Here is a 15,719-nt window from a genome sequence, read left to right on the forward strand (position 1 = left end):
AAGGAAGGGCAGTTGCGATGATCAACCGGCTTGCAGTCATGCTGCTTGCATGTCTCGTGTCCATTGGCGTCGCGGTGGCGCAGCCGGCCGATCCATTGCCGTCCTGGAACGACGGCGCGGCGAAGAAGGCGATTGCCGACTTCGTCGCGCGCGTCACGCGTGACGGCGGACCGGATTTCGTCCCGCCCGCCGAACGCATCGCGGTTTTCGACAATGACGGGACACTTTGGTGCGAGCAGCCGATGTATTTCCAGCTCGCGTTCGCGATCGACCAGGTCAAGGCGATGGCACCGAAGCACCCGGAGTGGAAGCAGAAGCAGCCGTTCAAGGCGCTGCTCGACAAGGACACCAAGGCACTCGCCGAGTCCGGGCAGAAGGGACTTCTGCAAATCGTTGCGGCGACGCATGCGGGCATGACGACGGATGCATTCTCGAAGTCCGTCACCGACTGGCTCTCCACCGCGCGCCATCCGCGGTTCGAGCGGCCCTACAACAGCCTTATCTACCAGCCGATGCTGGAGCTCCTGGCCTATTTGCGGGCCAACGGCTTCAAGACGTTCATCGTGTCAGGCGGCGGCGTCGAGTTCATGCGGCCCTGGGTCGAGAAGGCCTACGGCATCCCACCCGAGCAGGTGGTCGGCTCGTCCGGCGTCGTGCAATTCGAGACCGCTAAGGATGGCAAGCCGGAATTGATGAAGCTCGCCAAGATCGAGTTCATCGACGACGGCGCCGGCAAGCCGGTCGGGATCAACCGGTTCATCGGACGGCGTCCGATCTTCGCCTTCGGCAACTCCGACGGCGATCTGCAGATGCTGCAGTGGACGACCGCCGGAGCGGGCGCGCGCTTTGCGGGCATCGTGCATCACACCGACGCGGCGCGCGAATACGCCTACGACCGTCAATCCAAGTTCGGCAAGCTCGACAAGGCGCTCGACGCGGCCGGGGTCGCCGGGTGGACCGTCGTCGACATGAAGCAGGATTGGAAGGAGGTGTTTCCGGCGAAACCAGACGCCAAGCCGTGAGCGGCCGCCGCAAGTGGCGCTCGAATTCCGGCGCACAGCACATTTGAAAAACAGCAACGGGAAGCATGAAGAGGAACAAAATGTCTATTCAAGCGCGCACAACTTCGCTGGCAACGGCTCTTGTTTTGCTGGCATCCGGCGTGTCCCTGTCCGTTGAGACGGTGTCCGCCGCGCCACTTCAACCCGGTGCAATACACCAGGACGCGGTCGCGTCGCCCGACCTCATCGAGGTGCGCGCCGCCGGGCGCCGCGGCGGGGCGGCAGTCGGTCCTCGTGGCGGTGCAGTCGTTCATCGTGGCGGGGCTGCCGTTGGTCCGCGTGGAGCGGCCTATCGCGGCACCACCGCCGTTAGGGGACCGCGCGGCAACGTCGCGGTTCGCCACACGACGGCGGTCGCCGGCCGCGGCGGCTGGGCGCGACCGGGCTGGTACGGCTGGCCGAGAGGTGGCGCCATCGCGGCCGGTGCGGCCATCGGCATGGTGACAGCGGCGACGGCCGCAGCGTGGGCAGGTGCTGCGCCTGCGCCCGGCATGTGCTGGTACTACACCGATCCGTCCCGGACGCAGGGCTTCTGGGACTACTGCCAGTGATGGCAACGCTCCGATGAAACGGAGGTCACCGCCATGAGCGGCTACGACATCTTCGCCTGGATCGTGCTGGTGATCCTGCTTGCCAGCGCGATCGCCGTGGTCTGCATCGCCGGATGGCTGCCCGGGCACATCGCGAAATCGCGTAATCATCCGCATGCGCAAGCCGTGATGGTCGCAGGCTGGATCACGCTGTTTTTCGGCTTCGCATTGTGGCCGATCGCCTTCATCTGGGCCTATCTCGACGTGCCCGCGCGCAAGGCAGGAGATGCGTGATGGCCGTTGCAATTCTCAATATCTACCTCGTGCTGCTGTTCCTGCTGGTGCACTTCAAGATCGTGCCCTTCAACCTGTTCTGGAAAGTGTCTCCGGCGATCGTAATGGTGGTCGTGCTGCTGGGGCTGCTGATCCCGATGGGATGGGGCGCACCGCAGGGCAATGCGCTGGTCGTACGTAACGCCGTCTCGATCGTGCCCGACGTGGCGGGCGAGGTGACGGACGTACCGGTCGTCGCCAACGCGCCGCTCAAATCCGGCGACGTGCTGTTCAAGATCGACCCGACGCCTTATGCGGCGCAAGTCAAGGCGATCGACGCCCAGTTCAAGCTCGCCAAGACGCGTCTCGGTCAGATGACGCAGCTGTTCGAACGCGATGCCGGGCGCGGCTTCGATGTCGAGCAGCGGCAGTCTGAGGTCGACCAGCTGTCCGGCCAACTGGAGTCCGCGCAATGGAATCTCGAGAAGACCGTCGTACGCGCACCGACCGACGGCTACGTCACCAACCTCGCGCTGCGCAAGGGGGCGCGTGTGTCTAGTCTGCCACTGTCGCCGGTGATGGCCTTCATCGATACGTCCTCGACCATCATCGGCGTCGAGATCAACCAGATCGATGCGCGCTACATCGCACCCGGCCAGGAGGTCGAGGCCACCTTCAAATTCGCGCCCGGGAAAATCTACGCCGGCAAGGTCGAGAGCGTGCTCCAGGCGATCGCACCGGGACAGGCGCAGACCTCGGGCACGGCGGTCCTGCCGAAGGCGATCGAGGCAGCGCCGTTCGTCGTCCGGGTCAGGCTCGAGGATGCGGAGTTTGCGAGGCGCCTGCCGGCCGGCAGCGCTGGCACGGCGGCGATCTACACCGACCACGTCAAGCCGGCCCACATCGTCCGTCGCGTGGTCCTGCGTCAGCTAGCGATCCTGAACTACGTCAATCCGTTCTGAACGAGAGAAAGTAATGAGAATAGCCGCACTGCCCGCCTCGATCGTCCTTCTGAGTATCCCGGTTGCACATGCGCAATCACCGGTGCCGGTGACGGTCGACAATTTCACCCGCGCGACGCCCGGAGATCTTGAGCGGCAAGTGGAAATTCTCCGAGCCGCAGCCGGCGAGTGGAACGTAGAGCGAGGGAGGCTGTGATGAGAAGAGCAATCGTCGGCGCCGCTGCCCTGGTTCTATTGGTCCTCAGCGCGCATGCCCAGAATATGTCGCCGGACGAGCTCGCCGCGCGCAACATTCAGCGTCGTGCGGTCGAAGCGATGATCTGGGGCATGCCGGCGGTGAACGCCGATCTGATGCTTCAGACCATGCTCAAGACGACGAAGGCGAAGCCGAACGAGATCGTCTACTGGTCGAAGCCGGTGAACTGGAAGAACCAGACGCTGACGCCCAATCCGGATTCGATCTACTTCATGTCGTTCTGGAACGTGAAGGACGGGCCGGTGGTGGTCGAGATTCCGCCGGCGCAGGGCGGTTCGATCGCCGGCAACATCGTGACGCTCTGGCAGATGCCGCTGGAGGATACTGGTCCCGAAGGCGCCGACAAGGGGCAGGGCGGCAAGTATCTGATCCTGCCGCCTGGGCATAAGGGTGAGGTGCCTGCGGGCTACATTGCACTCCAGTCCGACGTGTTCAGCGGCTTTGCGCTGCTGCGCTCAAATCTCGTCAGCCATGGCGATGCCGATGTCGAGAAGTCGGTGGCCTACGGCAAGCAGATCAAGGTTTATCCGCTCGCGAGCGCGAAGGAGCCGCCGCCGACGAACTTCACGGACGCTTACGACGTCCTGTTCGACGCGACGATTCCCTACGATGCGAGCTTCTACCGCGGCCTCGACCGCGTGGTGCAGAACGAGCCGTGGCTCGATCGCGACCGCGCCATGATCGACCAACTCGCGACCATCGGAATCGTCAAGGGCAGGCCGTTCAATCCGGATCAGAAGACGGTCACGCTGCTCGACCAGGCCGCACGAGAGGCGCATGCACTCCTTGCGCAGATCTATGACGCCGGCTTCCCGGTCATCAATCCCGGCATTCGCTGGTTCCCGGCGGCCGTGCCGGAGATGGTGAAGGCGGCGAGCGGCGGCTACGGCGACCCGAATGCCTATCCGGTCGACATGCGCGGCGTGACCTACACGCTCGGCTACACCGGCATCAAGCGGCTCGGCACCGCGCAGTTCTATCTGATGGCCAACAAGGACAAGGATGGTCAGGACTTTGACGGTAGCGTCACCTATCGCTTGAGCGTGCCGGCAAACGCGCCGGTGAAGCAGTACTGGTCGGCCACCGTCTACGACCGCGAGACCCATGCGCTGGTGCGCAACATGCCGCGCGCGAGCCGCGCGTCGATCAGCCCGGGTCTTCAAAAAAACGCCGACGGCTCCGTCGATGTCTATTTCGGTCCGAAGGCGCCGGACGGCAAGGATGCCAATTGGGTGCCCACTGATCCCACCCGAAAATTCGAGTTGCTTTTCCGTCTTTACGGGCCGGAGAAGCCGTTGTTCGATCACAGCTGGAGATTGCCTGACGTCGAGCGGGTCGCAACCACAATTGGAGGCGCCACGAAATAGAGGGCCGCGACGAGAGCTAAGGACAGGCATAACCTGTCGGGGTGGACGACTTGATGGAACGGAAGGGGACGTGACATGAGGGGACATCTAGGAAAGGCCGGGTTTGCAGCCACATTGGCGTTGACCAGCTTCTCTGCCCAGCCCGCGCTGGCGGATTCGGGCGGCGTGGGCTTCTGGCTTCCCGGCATCTTCGGCAGCCTTGCCGCCGTTCCGGTGACGCCGGGCTGGGCCTATTCCACCATCTACATCCATCTAAACGAGAAAGGGGGCGGAGGGCAGAACTTCGTCACCAGCGGGGGCGTGCCCGGCTCGGTGACCGCCGGCCTCAATGCGCACGCCGATGTGCTCGTTCAGGGCATCACCTACACCTCCGCGATGCCCGTGCTCGGCGGTCAGGCCGCGGTCACGCTGATCACCGCGCCTGGCAACATCGGCGTCGGCGTCGATGCGACGCTGACCGGTCCACGCGGCAACACCATCTCGGGAAGCGCGACCGACAACCGCACCACGCTGACCGACGTGTTCTACCAGGGCACGCTGAAATGGAATCAGGGCGTTCACAACGAGATGGTCTACATCACCGGCAACATCCCGAGCGGCACCTACGATTCCAGCCGGCTCGCCAATTTGAGCTTCGGCTTTCCCGCGATCGACGCGGGAGCCGGCTACACCTATCTCGACCTGAAAACCGGCCATGAGTTCTCGATCGTCGGCGGGCTCACCTACAATTTCACGAACCCGTTCCTCCAGTACCAGAACGGCATCGATTTCCACGTCGACTGGGCCGCGTCGCAGTTCGTCAGCAAGACCGTTCACGTCGGGGTCGCAGGCTATTTCTTCCAGCAGATCACGGACGACAGGGGGCCCGGTGCGAAGCTCGGCGGCTTCAGGGGGCAGGCCGTCGGCATCGGTCCGCAGATCGGATTCATGATCCCGATGTCGGACGGCTACCAGGGCTATCTCAATGTCAGGGGATACAAGGACCTGGAGGTCGAAAACCGTCCGAACAGCTGGTCGACGTGGGTTACCTTCTCGGTCTCGCAGGCGGCGCCCGCGACGGCCCCGTCGAAACCGATCGTTCGAAAATACTGACGGAGGCGTCACGGAGCTCCGATGACCGGAGACCGCACCAGCAAGCGCGCGTTGCGCATCGGCTTTCAGACATCGATCATCACGGTGTTCGTGGCCGTCGTGCTGCTCGTGGGCTTGACTCTGGTCTATCTCAGCTTCGAACGCGTGACGGTGATCACGCGGGCCGCGGCCAGCGGCTTCATCGAGAAAGTGGCCCAGCTCGGCGCCGATCACGTCGATGAGCAGTTCAAGAACGTCCGCGACAATCTCGACATCCTGTCCGGCCTGCCATCGATTCAGGAGGCCGAGATTGCCGACAATTCGCGGCTGTATGTTCTGATGGCTGCGATGCTGCGGAACAACCCGCAGCTCTTCAATCTCTATGTCGGTTACGAGGACGGCTCCTTCATCGAGATGGACGTCATAGACCGGGCCAATTCGGCCTTCAGGAAGGGACTGAATGTCGATCAGGATGCAGCTTTCCGGCTGGTCGTGATATCGCGCACGGCCGGCGCCAAGCCTGTCACCCAGTTTCTGTCGGAGAACCTCATCCAGGTTGCGGAAGTCGCTGGCCCCGCAGGTTACGACCCGCGGCAGCGGCCATGGTATGTCGAGGCGTTCAAGAACGACAAGACGCTGCTGACCGGCCCCTACGTCTTCTATGCCACGGGCGAGCCCGGCTATACGTTGCGATCGCCGCTGAGAGAAGGGCGCCGCGGCGTCGTCGCCGGCGACGTGCTTCTGAACCGGTTCGAGGACATGCTGGCGCAGCAGAAGCTCGGGCACTCCGGTCTCGCTTTCCTGTTCAACGAATCCGGTCGCATCGTCGGTCACCCCGAAATGAGCCGCTTGATGGCGGAGATACCGGAACGGCAGGATGATCTGCCGCAGATCAGCGCGCTCCGGCTGCCCGCGATTGCACCGATCATCGCCTCCTGGCGGCAGGGTGGGCCGGCGCAGCAGTTCTTCGAGGATGCGTCGGGTCGAACCCATGTCGCGGCAGTGCATCGGCTTGCGACCACCGGGTCCGCCAATGTCTCCATTGCGATGATCGCGCCACTCGACGAATTCTACTCGCGGATCGTCGGCGAACGCCGCACGCTGTTCGCCCTTGCGCTCGCATTCGTGGGCGCCACCCTGCCATTCGCGTTCTGGCTGGGATCGCTGATGGCGCGGCCGCTGCGGAAGATCGTCGATCAGACCGACGAGATCCAGCGCTTTCAGATCGCAGAGCGGCCGCGGATTCATTCTGTCATCGCCGAGATCGAGGAACTCGGCCGCTCAGTGTTCACCATGCGCAACGTGGTGCGGAGTTTTGCGAGCTTCATTCCTCGCCAGGTCGTGCGGCAGTTGATCGAAACCGGTTCCTCGCTCAGCCTCGGCGGGGCCAGGCGCGAGGTCACGGTTCTGTTCACCGACGTCGCCGACTTCACCGCCAAGACCGAGAGGGCCGACCCGTCGCAGGTGATGGTCTACACCTCGCGCTACTTCGCTGCGCTGTCGGACGAGATCATGCGGCATCAGGGCACGATCGACAAATATATCGGCGATGCCGTGATGGCGTTCTGGAACGCGCCGGCGGATGATCCGAACCACACCGTCAACGCGTGTCGCGCCATCCTGGCATGCCTTGCGGCGAACGAGGCACTCAACAAGGAGTTTCGGCGCGAGGGCTGGCCGCCTTACGAGACCCGCTTCGGCTTGCATGTCGGCGATGCCGTCGTCGGCAATATCGGATCGAGCGACCGGATGAACTACACGGCGCTCGGTGCGACCATCAACCTGGCGTCACGACTGGAGGGCTTGAACAAGAATTACGGTACGCGTGTTCTGGTCAGCGCCACCGTCCGCGCACGTGCCAGTCAAGCGTTCCTGTTCCGAAGCGTCGACAGTATCAGGCCCAAGGGATTTGCCGATGCGATCGAGGTGAGCGAGCTGCGTGGCGAGCTTGCGGAGGCGAGCGAGGCCGACATTGCGATGTGCCGGCGCTGGGACGAAGTTTTCGCGGCGATCGCACGGGAGGGCACGGCCGAGACGACCCTGGCTCAGCTCTCCGGCTTCATGCTCGATTATCCCAGGGACGGCATCGCGCAACATCATGTCCAGCAGTTGCGTGCCTCCGGGCCGAACAAAGGGCAGGCGGCGTGAACGCGCGTCGCGTCAGCCGGCGGCAATTGCTGCACCGGGCGGCGATGCTGGCCGTTACCCCGACGCTGGCCGCGCCGGCGCTGGCCCAGGCCCGCGCAAAGATCAGGCTCGGCTATCTCCACGTCGTCGCCGTGGATGGCCACATCTGGACCGGGCTCGATCGCGGTGCGTTCGACAGGCAGGGGATCGACTTCGAATTGCTGGAGTTCAACACCGGGCCGGAAGTGTTCGAGGCGATGGCGAAAGGCCAGATCGACGTGCTTTCGGCGGGCGGGGTCATCTCGAGCTATCTGGCGCGCGGTGCCGGGCGCGGCTTCCTCATCAACGACATCGAGATCGCCACGGCCCAGCTCTGGGTCAGGCCGGCCCTCGGGGTGGACGGTTTCGCCGCACTGAGGGGCAAGCGGATCGCAACGACCGGGCAGACGACGGCGCACATCTTCCTGGATCGCGCGCTGCGCGCCAATTCCATCAATCCGTCGGAGGTCGAGATCGTCAACAGCAGCATGTCGGCTGCGGTCAAGGCGTTCATCGCCGGCGAGGTCTCGGCCGTGGCACTCTGGGTGCCGTTCAATATCGCCGTGCGCGAGGCCGTGCCCGACGCGGTCAGGCTCGTGGATGCGTCGGCGTTCTATCCGCAATCCGCCGTCCTCGGCGGCTGGGCGGCCCGCGTCGACTATGCTGCGGCGAACAAGAATATCCTCGGACGGGTCATTCGTGCATGGGCGGACGCCAACGACTACATGGTGCGCAGCCCTGCGGCCGCCGCCGAAGCTCTCCAGAAGAAGCACTACAGCCAGGCCGCGGTCGCGGACATTGTCGAGGCGTTCAAGGCGCAGAAGCTGTTTTCGTCGCGGGAATGGAAGCGATTATACACCGATGGAACCGTGGTGAAGTGGCTCCAGCAGGTCAGCGATTTCTTCATGGCGGACGCCGGCATCACAGGCGCTGTGCGCGCGTCTGATTATTTCGACACACAGCTCTATCTGGACATCGTGCAGTAGCCCGGTTCGTTCACGCCCCTCGTCAGGCAAGATGCGGCCGATCGAATGCCGGCAATGGCGCGGCAGTGAGCTCGGGTCACGCAGCCGGGCAGGCCGTTTCCAGGCTATCCGGGGCGGGACGGCCCTCGGCGGCCTCTCTCATGGGTGCCATGGATGCCACGGCTTTCTGAAGCAGGGCTGCGCCCCGCCCGGCGGCGATCCCCACGACCTCGTCCCAGCGCGACAGGAAGGCCTCGACGCAGGCCGGATCGAACTGCCGGCCCTGGTTCTCGATCAGGTAGTTGCGCGCCACGTCCAGCGGCATCGGCTCTTTATATGGCCGGCGCGTCGTCAGGGCGTCGAACACGTCGGCGACCGCGACCACGCGCGCGGCAACCGGGATCTCGTCCGCCTTGAGGCCGTTCGGATAGCCCGCGCCGTCCCAGCGTTCGTGGTGACCTGCGGCAATTTGAGCACCGAGCTGGATCAGCTCGCAGCTGGAGTCCGCCAGGATCCTTTCGCCGATCGTCGCGTGGGTCCGGATCACCGCCATCTCGTCGTCGGTCAGCTTGCCGGGCTTGAGAAGGATGCTGTCGGGGATGGCGACCTTGCCGACGTCGTGCAGGGGCGCGGCCAGATAGATGTCACGGCAGAGCCGGGCCGGCAGACCGAGCTGCTCGGCGATGATGCGGCTGTAGCGGGCGACCCGCAGCGTATGCTCACCGGTATCGTTGTCGCGGTATTCGACCGCGAGCGCGAGCCGCAGGATGATCTCTTCCTCGCGCTCGCCGAGCTTCTGGGTCGCGGCCGCAACCGCGCTCGCGAGATCCGCGGCACGGTCGTTCTGCTTGCGTACGGCTGCACCAAGCCGCACCAAATTGCGCAGGCGCACCGTCATCTCGACGCTCTGTGGCTGTTTCGGTAAGAAATCGGTTGCACCAGCCTGCAGCGCTTCCATCTTGACGTCATCGGTCTGTCGCGACGTGATCATCGCGATCGGAATGTCGGCGCAGCCGGGCAGGGTGCGGAAGGCGCGGATGAAGCTGATGCCGTCCATATGCGGCATCTCGTAGTCGACCAGCACGAGATCGAAGACGCGCTCGCGCGCACAAGCCAGCGCCGCGACGGGATCAAGGAAGGTCGTGGCCTCGACCAGGCCTTCGGCTTCGATATGACGTTTCAGGAAATTGAGGACAGAGCGGCTGTCATCAATCAGAAGCGCTTGGGTCAGCATCGGCGGCCGGGCTCGTTCGGATGGCGAGGCATGACCTCCACGAATAGCCTTTGCGATTTAACGCGGAGCAAACGCTTGGGCCGCGGCGAACTGACTCATGAATGCGCACAACGCATGAGAATTGAGCGATCCATGCACGTCTGCATGCACAGGCGAAGTTCTTCGATATGTGACCCGTAGTTGTACGGTGATGCCCATTAAGGGTTTGCGCACTCTCCAACGCGAATAGTCGTCGTGCGGGATTCGCGCGATGCGTGCAGCGAGTCCCTGGAGTTTGGGGGACGAATGTCGTCTGATGTCACCGAGCCGAAGTGGTCCCTGCGGCTGCCGGCGGATTGCAGCATCGCTGCGATCCGCAACGTCTATGACCTGATCCGCGAAGCTTTCGGCCGGCAGGACCGGCTCGAGATCGATTGTTCGAGCGTCGACAAGGCCGACGTGACCTCGATCCAGCTTCTGCTGTCGACCGCCAGGACGGGCGAGGCCCAGGGCCGCCCGGTGGTGCTCACATCATTCTCCCAGTCTCTGCGCAACACCCTTCGCCGCGCCGGCTTCGCCAGCGATGCGATGATCGATCAGCATTTCCCGCAAAAGAAAGATGGCACCTGATGGCCACGATTCTCACGGTCGACGACTCCCCGAGCATCCGGCAGATGATCAAGGTCGTGCTCGAGCCGGCCGGTCACAGCGTGATCGAGGCCGGTGACGGCGCGCAGGGGCTTGCCAAGGCCCAGGCCGGCAAGCTCGACCTCGTCATCACCGACCTCAATATGCCCGTCATGAACGGGTTGGAGCTGATCCGCGCGCTGCGCAAGCTGCCGAGCGCGGTCGGCATGCCCATCGTGTTCCTGACCACCGAATCCAATGACGCGGTGAAGCAGGAAGCCAAGAGCGCGGGCGCCACCGGCTGGATCACCAAGCCCTTCAAGCCCGAACAGCTGCTCGCCGTCGTCGGCAAGCTGGTGCGCGCATGAGCGCGATGGACCCGACCGAGGTCTTTCGCCAGGAAGCCAGCGAGCTGTTCGAGGTCCTGGAAGGGGCCCTGCTCGATCTCGGCCAGCGTCCCGACGACCGCGAGCTGGTCGATTCCGCCTTCCGCGCCCTGCACACGATCAAGGGCTCGGGCGCCATGTTCGGCTTCGACAAGGTCGCCTCCTTCACCCACGAATTCGAGACCGCGTTCGACCGCGTCCGCAAGGGCGAGATCAAGCCGACGCAGGAGCTGATCTCGGTCGCACTCGCGGCCAAGGACTATATCCGCGCGCTGATCGAGGATCCGCAGTCGACCGACGACATCATCGGCGAAGCCATCCTCGACGACCTCAAGCGCTATGTGTTTCCCGACCAGCCTGTCGCTCCCGTCGCCGAAATCGCTGAAGCGCCGCCGCTGACCGCCAGTGAGAGCAAGCAGGCCGGCTGGCATCTGTATCTGGAATTCGAATCCCACATCCTGCGTAACGGCTCGAACCCGCTCGATCTGCTGGAAGACCTTTGCAAGCTCGGCCCGTGCTTCGTCGTGCCCGTGACCGACGGCATCCCGTTTCTCGACGAGCTGGAGCCGGAAGACTGCTATCTGAAGTGGGACGTCAAGCTGCACGCGGCCTGCGACAAGGACGCGATCGACGACGTCTTCATGTTCGTCTCGGACGAGATGAAGCTGACGCTCTCGCCGCTGGAGCATGTCGAAGCGCCCGCGCCGCTACCGCTGTTGCAGCTGCTCGACGAGGAGCCGGCCCCGGTGGCCGAGATGATTGCGCCGGTGCTCGAGGCCGTCGCAGCGCATGTTGCCGAGCAGCCCGTCGCCAAGGCGGAGCCCAAAACCGAGCCAAAGCCGGAAGCGAAGCCCGAAGCCAAGCAGGATCGCGGCATCGCCACCGTCCGGGTCCAGGCCGAGCGTCTCGACGAGTTGATGGACCGGGTCGGCGAACTGGTCATCGCCCAGGCGCGGCTGTCGCAGCTCGCCTCGTCCGGCTCGGACCTCTCGATCAAGATGATCGCCGAGGAAATCGAGCGCCTCGCCTCCTCCTTGCGCGACACCACGATGGGCGCGCGCATGGTGCCGATCGGCTCGCTGTTCGGCCGCTTCCGCCGCCTGGTGCATGATTTGTCGCGCGACCTGTCGAAGCCGGTCGAATTCGTCACCACGGGCGAGGATACCGAGCTCGACAAGACCATGATCGAGTGCCTGGCCGATCCGCTGGTTCACCTGATCCGCAACGCCATCGACCACGGCATCGAAGACACCGCGACCCGCGCCGCCAACGGCAAGACGGAGCAGGGCCGGATCGAGCTCGCCGCCGTTCATTCCGGTGCGCAGGTGCTCGTCACCGTGAAGGACAATGGCGGCGGCCTCAACACCGCGCGCATCCGCGCGAAAGCGGAAGAGCAGGGGCTGATTGCCTCCGGCGCCGTGCTGACCGATCACGAGATCCACCAGTTCCTGTTCCACCCGGGCTTCTCGACCGCCCAGACCATCTCGGCGCTGTCCGGCCGCGGCGTCGGCATGGACGTTGTCAAGCGCACCATCGAGAACATGCGCGGCACGATCGACCTGTCGACGCGTCCGGGCCAGGGCACCACGGTGACGCTGCGCCTGCCGCTGACGCTGGCGATCATCGAAGGTCTTTTGATCCGCGTCGGCGAAGGCCGCTACATCATTCCGCTGTCGGCGGTGGAGGAATGCGTCGAATTGACGGCCGAGGACGAGCGCTCGCGCGGCCGCAACTTCCTCAACGTCCGCGGCAACCTCGTCCCGTTCCTGCGCCTGCGCGAGATCATGTCCGCCTCGGGTTCGCCCGACCGGCACCAGAAGACGATCATCATCTCGACCGGCGAGACCCGCGTCGGCCTCGTCGCCGACCAGATCATCGGCAACCACCAGACCGTGATCAAGTCGCTCTCCAAGCTGCACTCAGACGTCACGATCTTCTCGGGCGCGACGATCCTGGGTGACGGTACGGCAGCGCTGATCCTCGATGTCGCGCAACTCGTCGCGCTGGCGCAGTCGAAGGTCGAGAAGCAGCATATCAGCGAGGCGGCGTGATGAACGAGATGCAGGCCGGCGAGCATCAGGCGGGCGCGATGCAGGTCGTGATGATCGGGCTCGGCGAGGAGAAGTTCGCGCTCGACGCGGGCCTCGTGCGCGAGATCATCGATCCCGTCCCCGTGACCAGGGTCGCGGGAGCGCGCGCCTTCGTTCCCAGCGTCATCAACGTGCGCGGCAACGTCATCCCGCTGGCGGATTTGCGCATACGCTTCGGCATGCCGCAACTCGCGGATTCGGCCGACACGCGCATCGTCGTCATCGAGATCGAACTCGACGGCGAGCCGGTGCTGGTCGGCATGACGGCCGACAAGGTCTACGAGGTTACGGAGATTTCGCAGGCCGATGTGCAGCAGACGCCGCGCGTCGGCATGCACTGGAAGCCGGAGTTCATCCGCTTCATCGCCAAATGGCGCGAAGAGTTCGTCATCGTTCCAAACATGGAACGCATTCTGAATTGAGACGAGTCCCAGGGGCGGGACTTGAGATCTGACTTGGGTTTGGGGGCTGCAATGAGATTTACGGTCAAGGCAAAGCTTGCCAGCGCGTTCGGCGTCGTCCTGTTGCTCTCGATGGCGGCGGGCGGGCTCGCTTATGTCAAGCTGAGCGAGATGATCGACACCGCGGACAGCCTGGTGTCGCGCGCTGGCCGAATGGACCGTGCGGCTGAAATTGAAAAGAGCATCCTGCTCCAGGTTCGCGCCGAGAAGAACCTCATTATGGCCCCTGAAGCCGATGCGGATCGCTTCCTCGCCGAGATTGCCAAGCAGCGCGAGACGCTTTCGAAGCTGAAGGAGGAGATCCATGCGGCGGCTTCGCCCGAAGGCAAAAAGCTGATCGAGAACTTTGGTGCCGCCTATACGCGGATGAACGCCGTTCAGGACGAGGTGCTCAAGACCGCCCGGACCGACAAGACGAAGGCTGCAGAGCGCTCGATGACCGAGGTTCGCAAGGCGGTCGGCGACGCTATGGAAGCCGCCGGCACCTACGTTGCCAACGTCAAGAAGAACATGGCTGACCAGGCCGCGCAAGCTCACGAGGACGGTAACCGCTCGCACATGATGCTGGTCGCGGCCGTGGTGGCATCCCTTGCGATCGGCCTGATCGCCGCAATCTGGATTTCGATGAGCATCGCCCGTGGCCTTGGCCGTGCGGTCGGTCTCGCCGGTGCGGTGGCGAGCGGCGATCTCAGCCAGACGATCAACATCACCAGCAACGATGAGATCGGCGATCTCGTCAAGTCGCTGAACATGATGGTCGAGAAGCTTCGTCAGGTCGTCGAGGAAGCACTCACTGCGGCCAGCAATGTCTCCGCCGGCAGCCAGGAGCTCTCCGCGAGCGCCGAGCAGCTGTCGCAGGGCGCGACCGAGCAGGCCTCGTCGGCAGAGGAAGCCTCGTCCTCGATGGAGGAGATGGCCTCGAACGTGAAGCAGAACGCCGACAACGCCAATCAGACCGAGAAGATCGCCGCGCGATCGGCCCAGGATGCCGAAGCCAGCGGCGTCGCCGTCGGCCGCGCCGTCAACGCGATGCAGACCATCGCCGAGAAGATCACGATCGTGCAGGAGATCGCGCGCCAGACCGATTTGCTTGCGCTCAACGCCGCGGTCGAGGCCGCGCGCGCCGGCGAGCACGGCAAGGGTTTTGCGGTGGTTGCCTCCGAAGTGCGCAAGCTCGCCGAACGCAGCCAGGCGGCGGCCGCGGACATCGGCACGCTGTCGACGGAAACCGTCAAGGTCGCGCAGGAAGCCGGCGACATGCTGTCCAAGCTCGTGCCTGACATCAAGAAGACCGCCGAGCTGGTCCAGGAGATCACTGCGGCCTGCCGCGAGCAGGACGTCGGCTCGGCCCAGATCAACCAGGCGATCCAGCAGCTCGACAAGGTCGGGCAGCAGAACGCCAGCGCGTCCGAGCAGGTCTCCTCGACCTCCGAGGAGCTCGCCTCGCAGGCCGAGCAGCTTCAGTCGATCATCTCGTTCTTCCGCATCGAGCATGCCGGCCGTGATGAGCGCGCGCCCGCGCCGATCGACCGGGCGGTCACCCAGCTCCGTGCCAAGGCCGCGCACATGGCGGCTGCGGATCGCGGCGCGAAGAAGTCCGCGCCTGCCCGCAAGCCGGCGCGCGCGATGAAGGTCGCCAGCGGCGGCGGCTTCGCATTCGACATGCATGACGGCGAGGACGATCGCGACGCCGAGTTCCAACGCTGATCTACCGGTCCGGCCTCGTGCCGGACCGCGCCTATTCGCAAACCTTGGGACCTCTGGACTGCATCATGGCCGCAACCTCGCAATATCTGACGCTCGGGCTCGCCGGCGAGACGTTCGGCATCAGCATCCGCAATGTCCGGGAAATTCTCGATATGCGGCCGATCTCACGGCTGCCACATGCGCCGAATTTCCTGCTCGGCATGATCGACGTGCGCGGGAGCGGCTATCCGATCGTCGACCTCCGCACCAAGCTCGGCCTGCCGACCGTGGAGGCGACTGAAGCGACCCGCATCATCATCCTCGACGTGCCGATGAAGGATCGCCTGGTCGGCGTCGGCTTCGTCGCCGATTGCGTGTTCGAGGTCACCGACATCGACGAGCAGGCGATCGAGCCCATCCCCGAAGTCGGCGGCAAATGGCAGTCCGACTATGCCGCCGGCATCGGCCGCAAGGGTGAGAAATTCGTCGTCATCTTCGATCTCGCCAAGCTGATGGCGAACGACGAGATCCCCGAAGGGCGCGATACGTCGCGCGCCGCCTGAGTTTGCAAGTGTGAAGCGTGATCGAGCGTAAGCACCCCAATT

15 protein-coding genes are annotated in these 15,719 nt (G+C 64.4%); 14 read left to right on the forward strand and 1 reads right to left on the reverse strand.

What is annotated here, in order from left to right; translation table 11 throughout:
- Positions 1-17: 17 nt before the first annotated feature.
- The 8 genes from NLM15_RS09635 (at position 18) to NLM15_RS09670 (ending at position 8,672) form a co-directional block, all read left to right on the forward strand.
- Positions 18-1,022: an HAD family phosphatase gene (locus NLM15_RS09635; protein WP_254116725.1), complete on the forward strand. Its 1,005-nt coding sequence runs from the start codon at positions 18-20 to the stop codon at positions 1,020-1,022.
- Positions 1,023-1,162: 140 nt separating this feature from the next.
- Complete coding sequence (locus NLM15_RS09640) at positions 1,163-1,612, forward strand: hypothetical protein (RefSeq protein ID WP_254116726.1); 450 nt, start codon at positions 1,163-1,165, stop codon at positions 1,610-1,612.
- A 33-nt stretch (positions 1,613-1,645) separates the two neighbouring features.
- A complete protein-coding gene (locus NLM15_RS09645; protein WP_254116727.1) occupies positions 1,646-1,885 on the forward strand; it encodes a DUF3302 domain-containing protein in 240 nt (79 codons plus the stop codon).
- Positions 1,885-2,826: an HlyD family secretion protein gene (locus NLM15_RS09650; RefSeq protein WP_254116728.1), complete on the forward strand. Its 942-nt coding sequence runs from the start codon at positions 1,885-1,887 to the stop codon at positions 2,824-2,826. Before NLM15_RS09645 ends, NLM15_RS09650 begins: the two co-directional genes overlap by 1 nt.
- A gap of 195 nt (positions 2,827-3,021) precedes the next feature.
- Complete coding sequence (locus NLM15_RS09655) at positions 3,022-4,449, forward strand: DUF1254 domain-containing protein (protein ID WP_254116729.1); 1,428 nt, start codon at positions 3,022-3,024, stop codon at positions 4,447-4,449.
- A gap of 75 nt (positions 4,450-4,524) precedes the next feature.
- Positions 4,525-5,541, forward strand: a complete 1,017-nt coding sequence (locus tag NLM15_RS09660; RefSeq protein ID WP_254116730.1) for a transporter — start codon at positions 4,525-4,527, stop codon at positions 5,539-5,541.
- Positions 5,542-5,562: 21 nt separating this feature from the next.
- A complete protein-coding gene (locus tag NLM15_RS09665) occupies positions 5,563-7,668 on the forward strand; it encodes an adenylate/guanylate cyclase domain-containing protein (protein ID WP_254116731.1) in 2,106 nt (701 codons plus the stop codon).
- A gap of 44 nt (positions 7,669-7,712) precedes the next feature.
- Positions 7,713-8,672, forward strand: a complete 960-nt coding sequence (locus NLM15_RS09670) for an ABC transporter substrate-binding protein (RefSeq protein ID WP_254124195.1) — start codon at positions 7,713-7,715, stop codon at positions 8,670-8,672.
- A 76-nt stretch (positions 8,673-8,748) separates the two neighbouring features.
- On the opposite strand, the gene NLM15_RS09675 is transcribed toward NLM15_RS09670, so the two are convergent.
- Positions 8,749-9,885, reverse strand: coding sequence for an HD domain-containing phosphohydrolase (locus tag NLM15_RS09675; RefSeq protein ID WP_254116732.1), 1,137 nt, complete (start codon positions 9,883-9,885; stop codon positions 8,749-8,751).
- Between the two features lie 285 nt (positions 9,886-10,170).
- On the opposite strand from NLM15_RS09675, the gene NLM15_RS09680 reads away from it, so the two are divergent.
- The 6 genes from NLM15_RS09680 to NLM15_RS09705 all read left to right on the forward strand — a co-directional run bounded on the left by NLM15_RS09680 (position 10,171) and on the right by NLM15_RS09705 (position 15,677).
- Positions 10,171-10,494, forward strand: a complete 324-nt coding sequence (locus NLM15_RS09680) for a lipid asymmetry maintenance protein MlaB (protein ID WP_254116733.1) — start codon at positions 10,171-10,173, stop codon at positions 10,492-10,494.
- Complete coding sequence (locus NLM15_RS09685; protein ID WP_018644022.1) at positions 10,494-10,859, forward strand: response regulator; 366 nt, start codon at positions 10,494-10,496, stop codon at positions 10,857-10,859. The genes NLM15_RS09680 and NLM15_RS09685 overlap by 1 nt, the downstream gene beginning before the upstream one ends.
- On the forward strand, positions 10,856-12,928 hold the full coding sequence (locus NLM15_RS09690) for a chemotaxis protein CheA (protein ID WP_254116734.1): 2,073 nt from the start codon (positions 10,856-10,858) through the stop codon (positions 12,926-12,928). Before NLM15_RS09685 ends, NLM15_RS09690 begins: the two co-directional genes overlap by 4 nt.
- Complete coding sequence (locus NLM15_RS09695) at positions 12,928-13,389, forward strand: chemotaxis protein CheW (protein WP_254116735.1); 462 nt, start codon at positions 12,928-12,930, stop codon at positions 13,387-13,389. Before NLM15_RS09690 ends, NLM15_RS09695 begins: the two co-directional genes overlap by 1 nt.
- A gap of 51 nt (positions 13,390-13,440) precedes the next feature.
- Positions 13,441-15,135, forward strand: coding sequence for a methyl-accepting chemotaxis protein (locus NLM15_RS09700; RefSeq protein WP_254116736.1), 1,695 nt, complete (start codon positions 13,441-13,443; stop codon positions 15,133-15,135).
- A gap of 65 nt (positions 15,136-15,200) precedes the next feature.
- Positions 15,201-15,677 (forward strand): chemotaxis protein CheW, encoded by a 477-nt coding sequence (locus NLM15_RS09705; protein WP_254116737.1) that lies wholly within the window; start codon positions 15,201-15,203, stop codon positions 15,675-15,677.
- The last annotated feature ends 42 nt before the right edge of the window (positions 15,678-15,719 follow it).

This window comes from Bradyrhizobium sp. CCGB20, assembly GCF_024199855.1.
Lineage (GTDB): Bacteria > Pseudomonadota > Alphaproteobacteria > Rhizobiales > Xanthobacteraceae > Bradyrhizobium.

What these genes read in the sequence shown, in the direction of transcription:
- NLM15_RS09680 (WP_254116733.1), top strand. Translation starts at nt 10,171, where the DNA reads ATGTCGTCTGATGTCACCGAGCCGAAGTGGTCCCTGCGGCTGCCGGCG.
- NLM15_RS09635 (WP_254116725.1), top strand. Translation starts at nt 18, where the DNA reads ATGATCAACCGGCTTGCAGTCATGCTGCTTGCATGTCTCGTGTCCATT.
- NLM15_RS09700 (WP_254116736.1), top strand. Translation starts at nt 13,441, where the DNA reads ATGAGATTTACGGTCAAGGCAAAGCTTGCCAGCGCGTTCGGCGTCGTC.
- NLM15_RS09655 (WP_254116729.1), top strand. Translation starts at nt 3,022, where the DNA reads ATGAGAAGAGCAATCGTCGGCGCCGCTGCCCTGGTTCTATTGGTCCTC.
- NLM15_RS09675 (WP_254116732.1), bottom strand. Translation starts at nt 9,885, where the DNA reads ATGCTGACCCAAGCGCTTCTGATTGATGACAGCCGCTCTGTCCTCAAT.
- NLM15_RS09685 (WP_018644022.1), top strand. Translation starts at nt 10,494, where the DNA reads ATGGCCACGATTCTCACGGTCGACGACTCCCCGAGCATCCGGCAGATG.
- NLM15_RS09660 (WP_254116730.1), top strand. Translation starts at nt 4,525, where the DNA reads ATGAGGGGACATCTAGGAAAGGCCGGGTTTGCAGCCACATTGGCGTTG.
- NLM15_RS09705 (WP_254116737.1), top strand. Translation starts at nt 15,201, where the DNA reads ATGGCCGCAACCTCGCAATATCTGACGCTCGGGCTCGCCGGCGAGACG.
- NLM15_RS09650 (WP_254116728.1), top strand. Translation starts at nt 1,885, where the DNA reads ATGGCCGTTGCAATTCTCAATATCTACCTCGTGCTGCTGTTCCTGCTG.
- NLM15_RS09645 (WP_254116727.1), top strand. Translation starts at nt 1,646, where the DNA reads ATGAGCGGCTACGACATCTTCGCCTGGATCGTGCTGGTGATCCTGCTT.
- NLM15_RS09690 (WP_254116734.1), top strand. Translation starts at nt 10,856, where the DNA reads ATGAGCGCGATGGACCCGACCGAGGTCTTTCGCCAGGAAGCCAGCGAG.
- NLM15_RS09665 (WP_254116731.1), top strand. Translation starts at nt 5,563, where the DNA reads ATGACCGGAGACCGCACCAGCAAGCGCGCGTTGCGCATCGGCTTTCAG.
- NLM15_RS09695 (WP_254116735.1), top strand. Translation starts at nt 12,928, where the DNA reads ATGAACGAGATGCAGGCCGGCGAGCATCAGGCGGGCGCGATGCAGGTC.
- NLM15_RS09670 (WP_254124195.1), top strand. Translation starts at nt 7,713, where the DNA reads ATGCTGGCCGTTACCCCGACGCTGGCCGCGCCGGCGCTGGCCCAGGCC.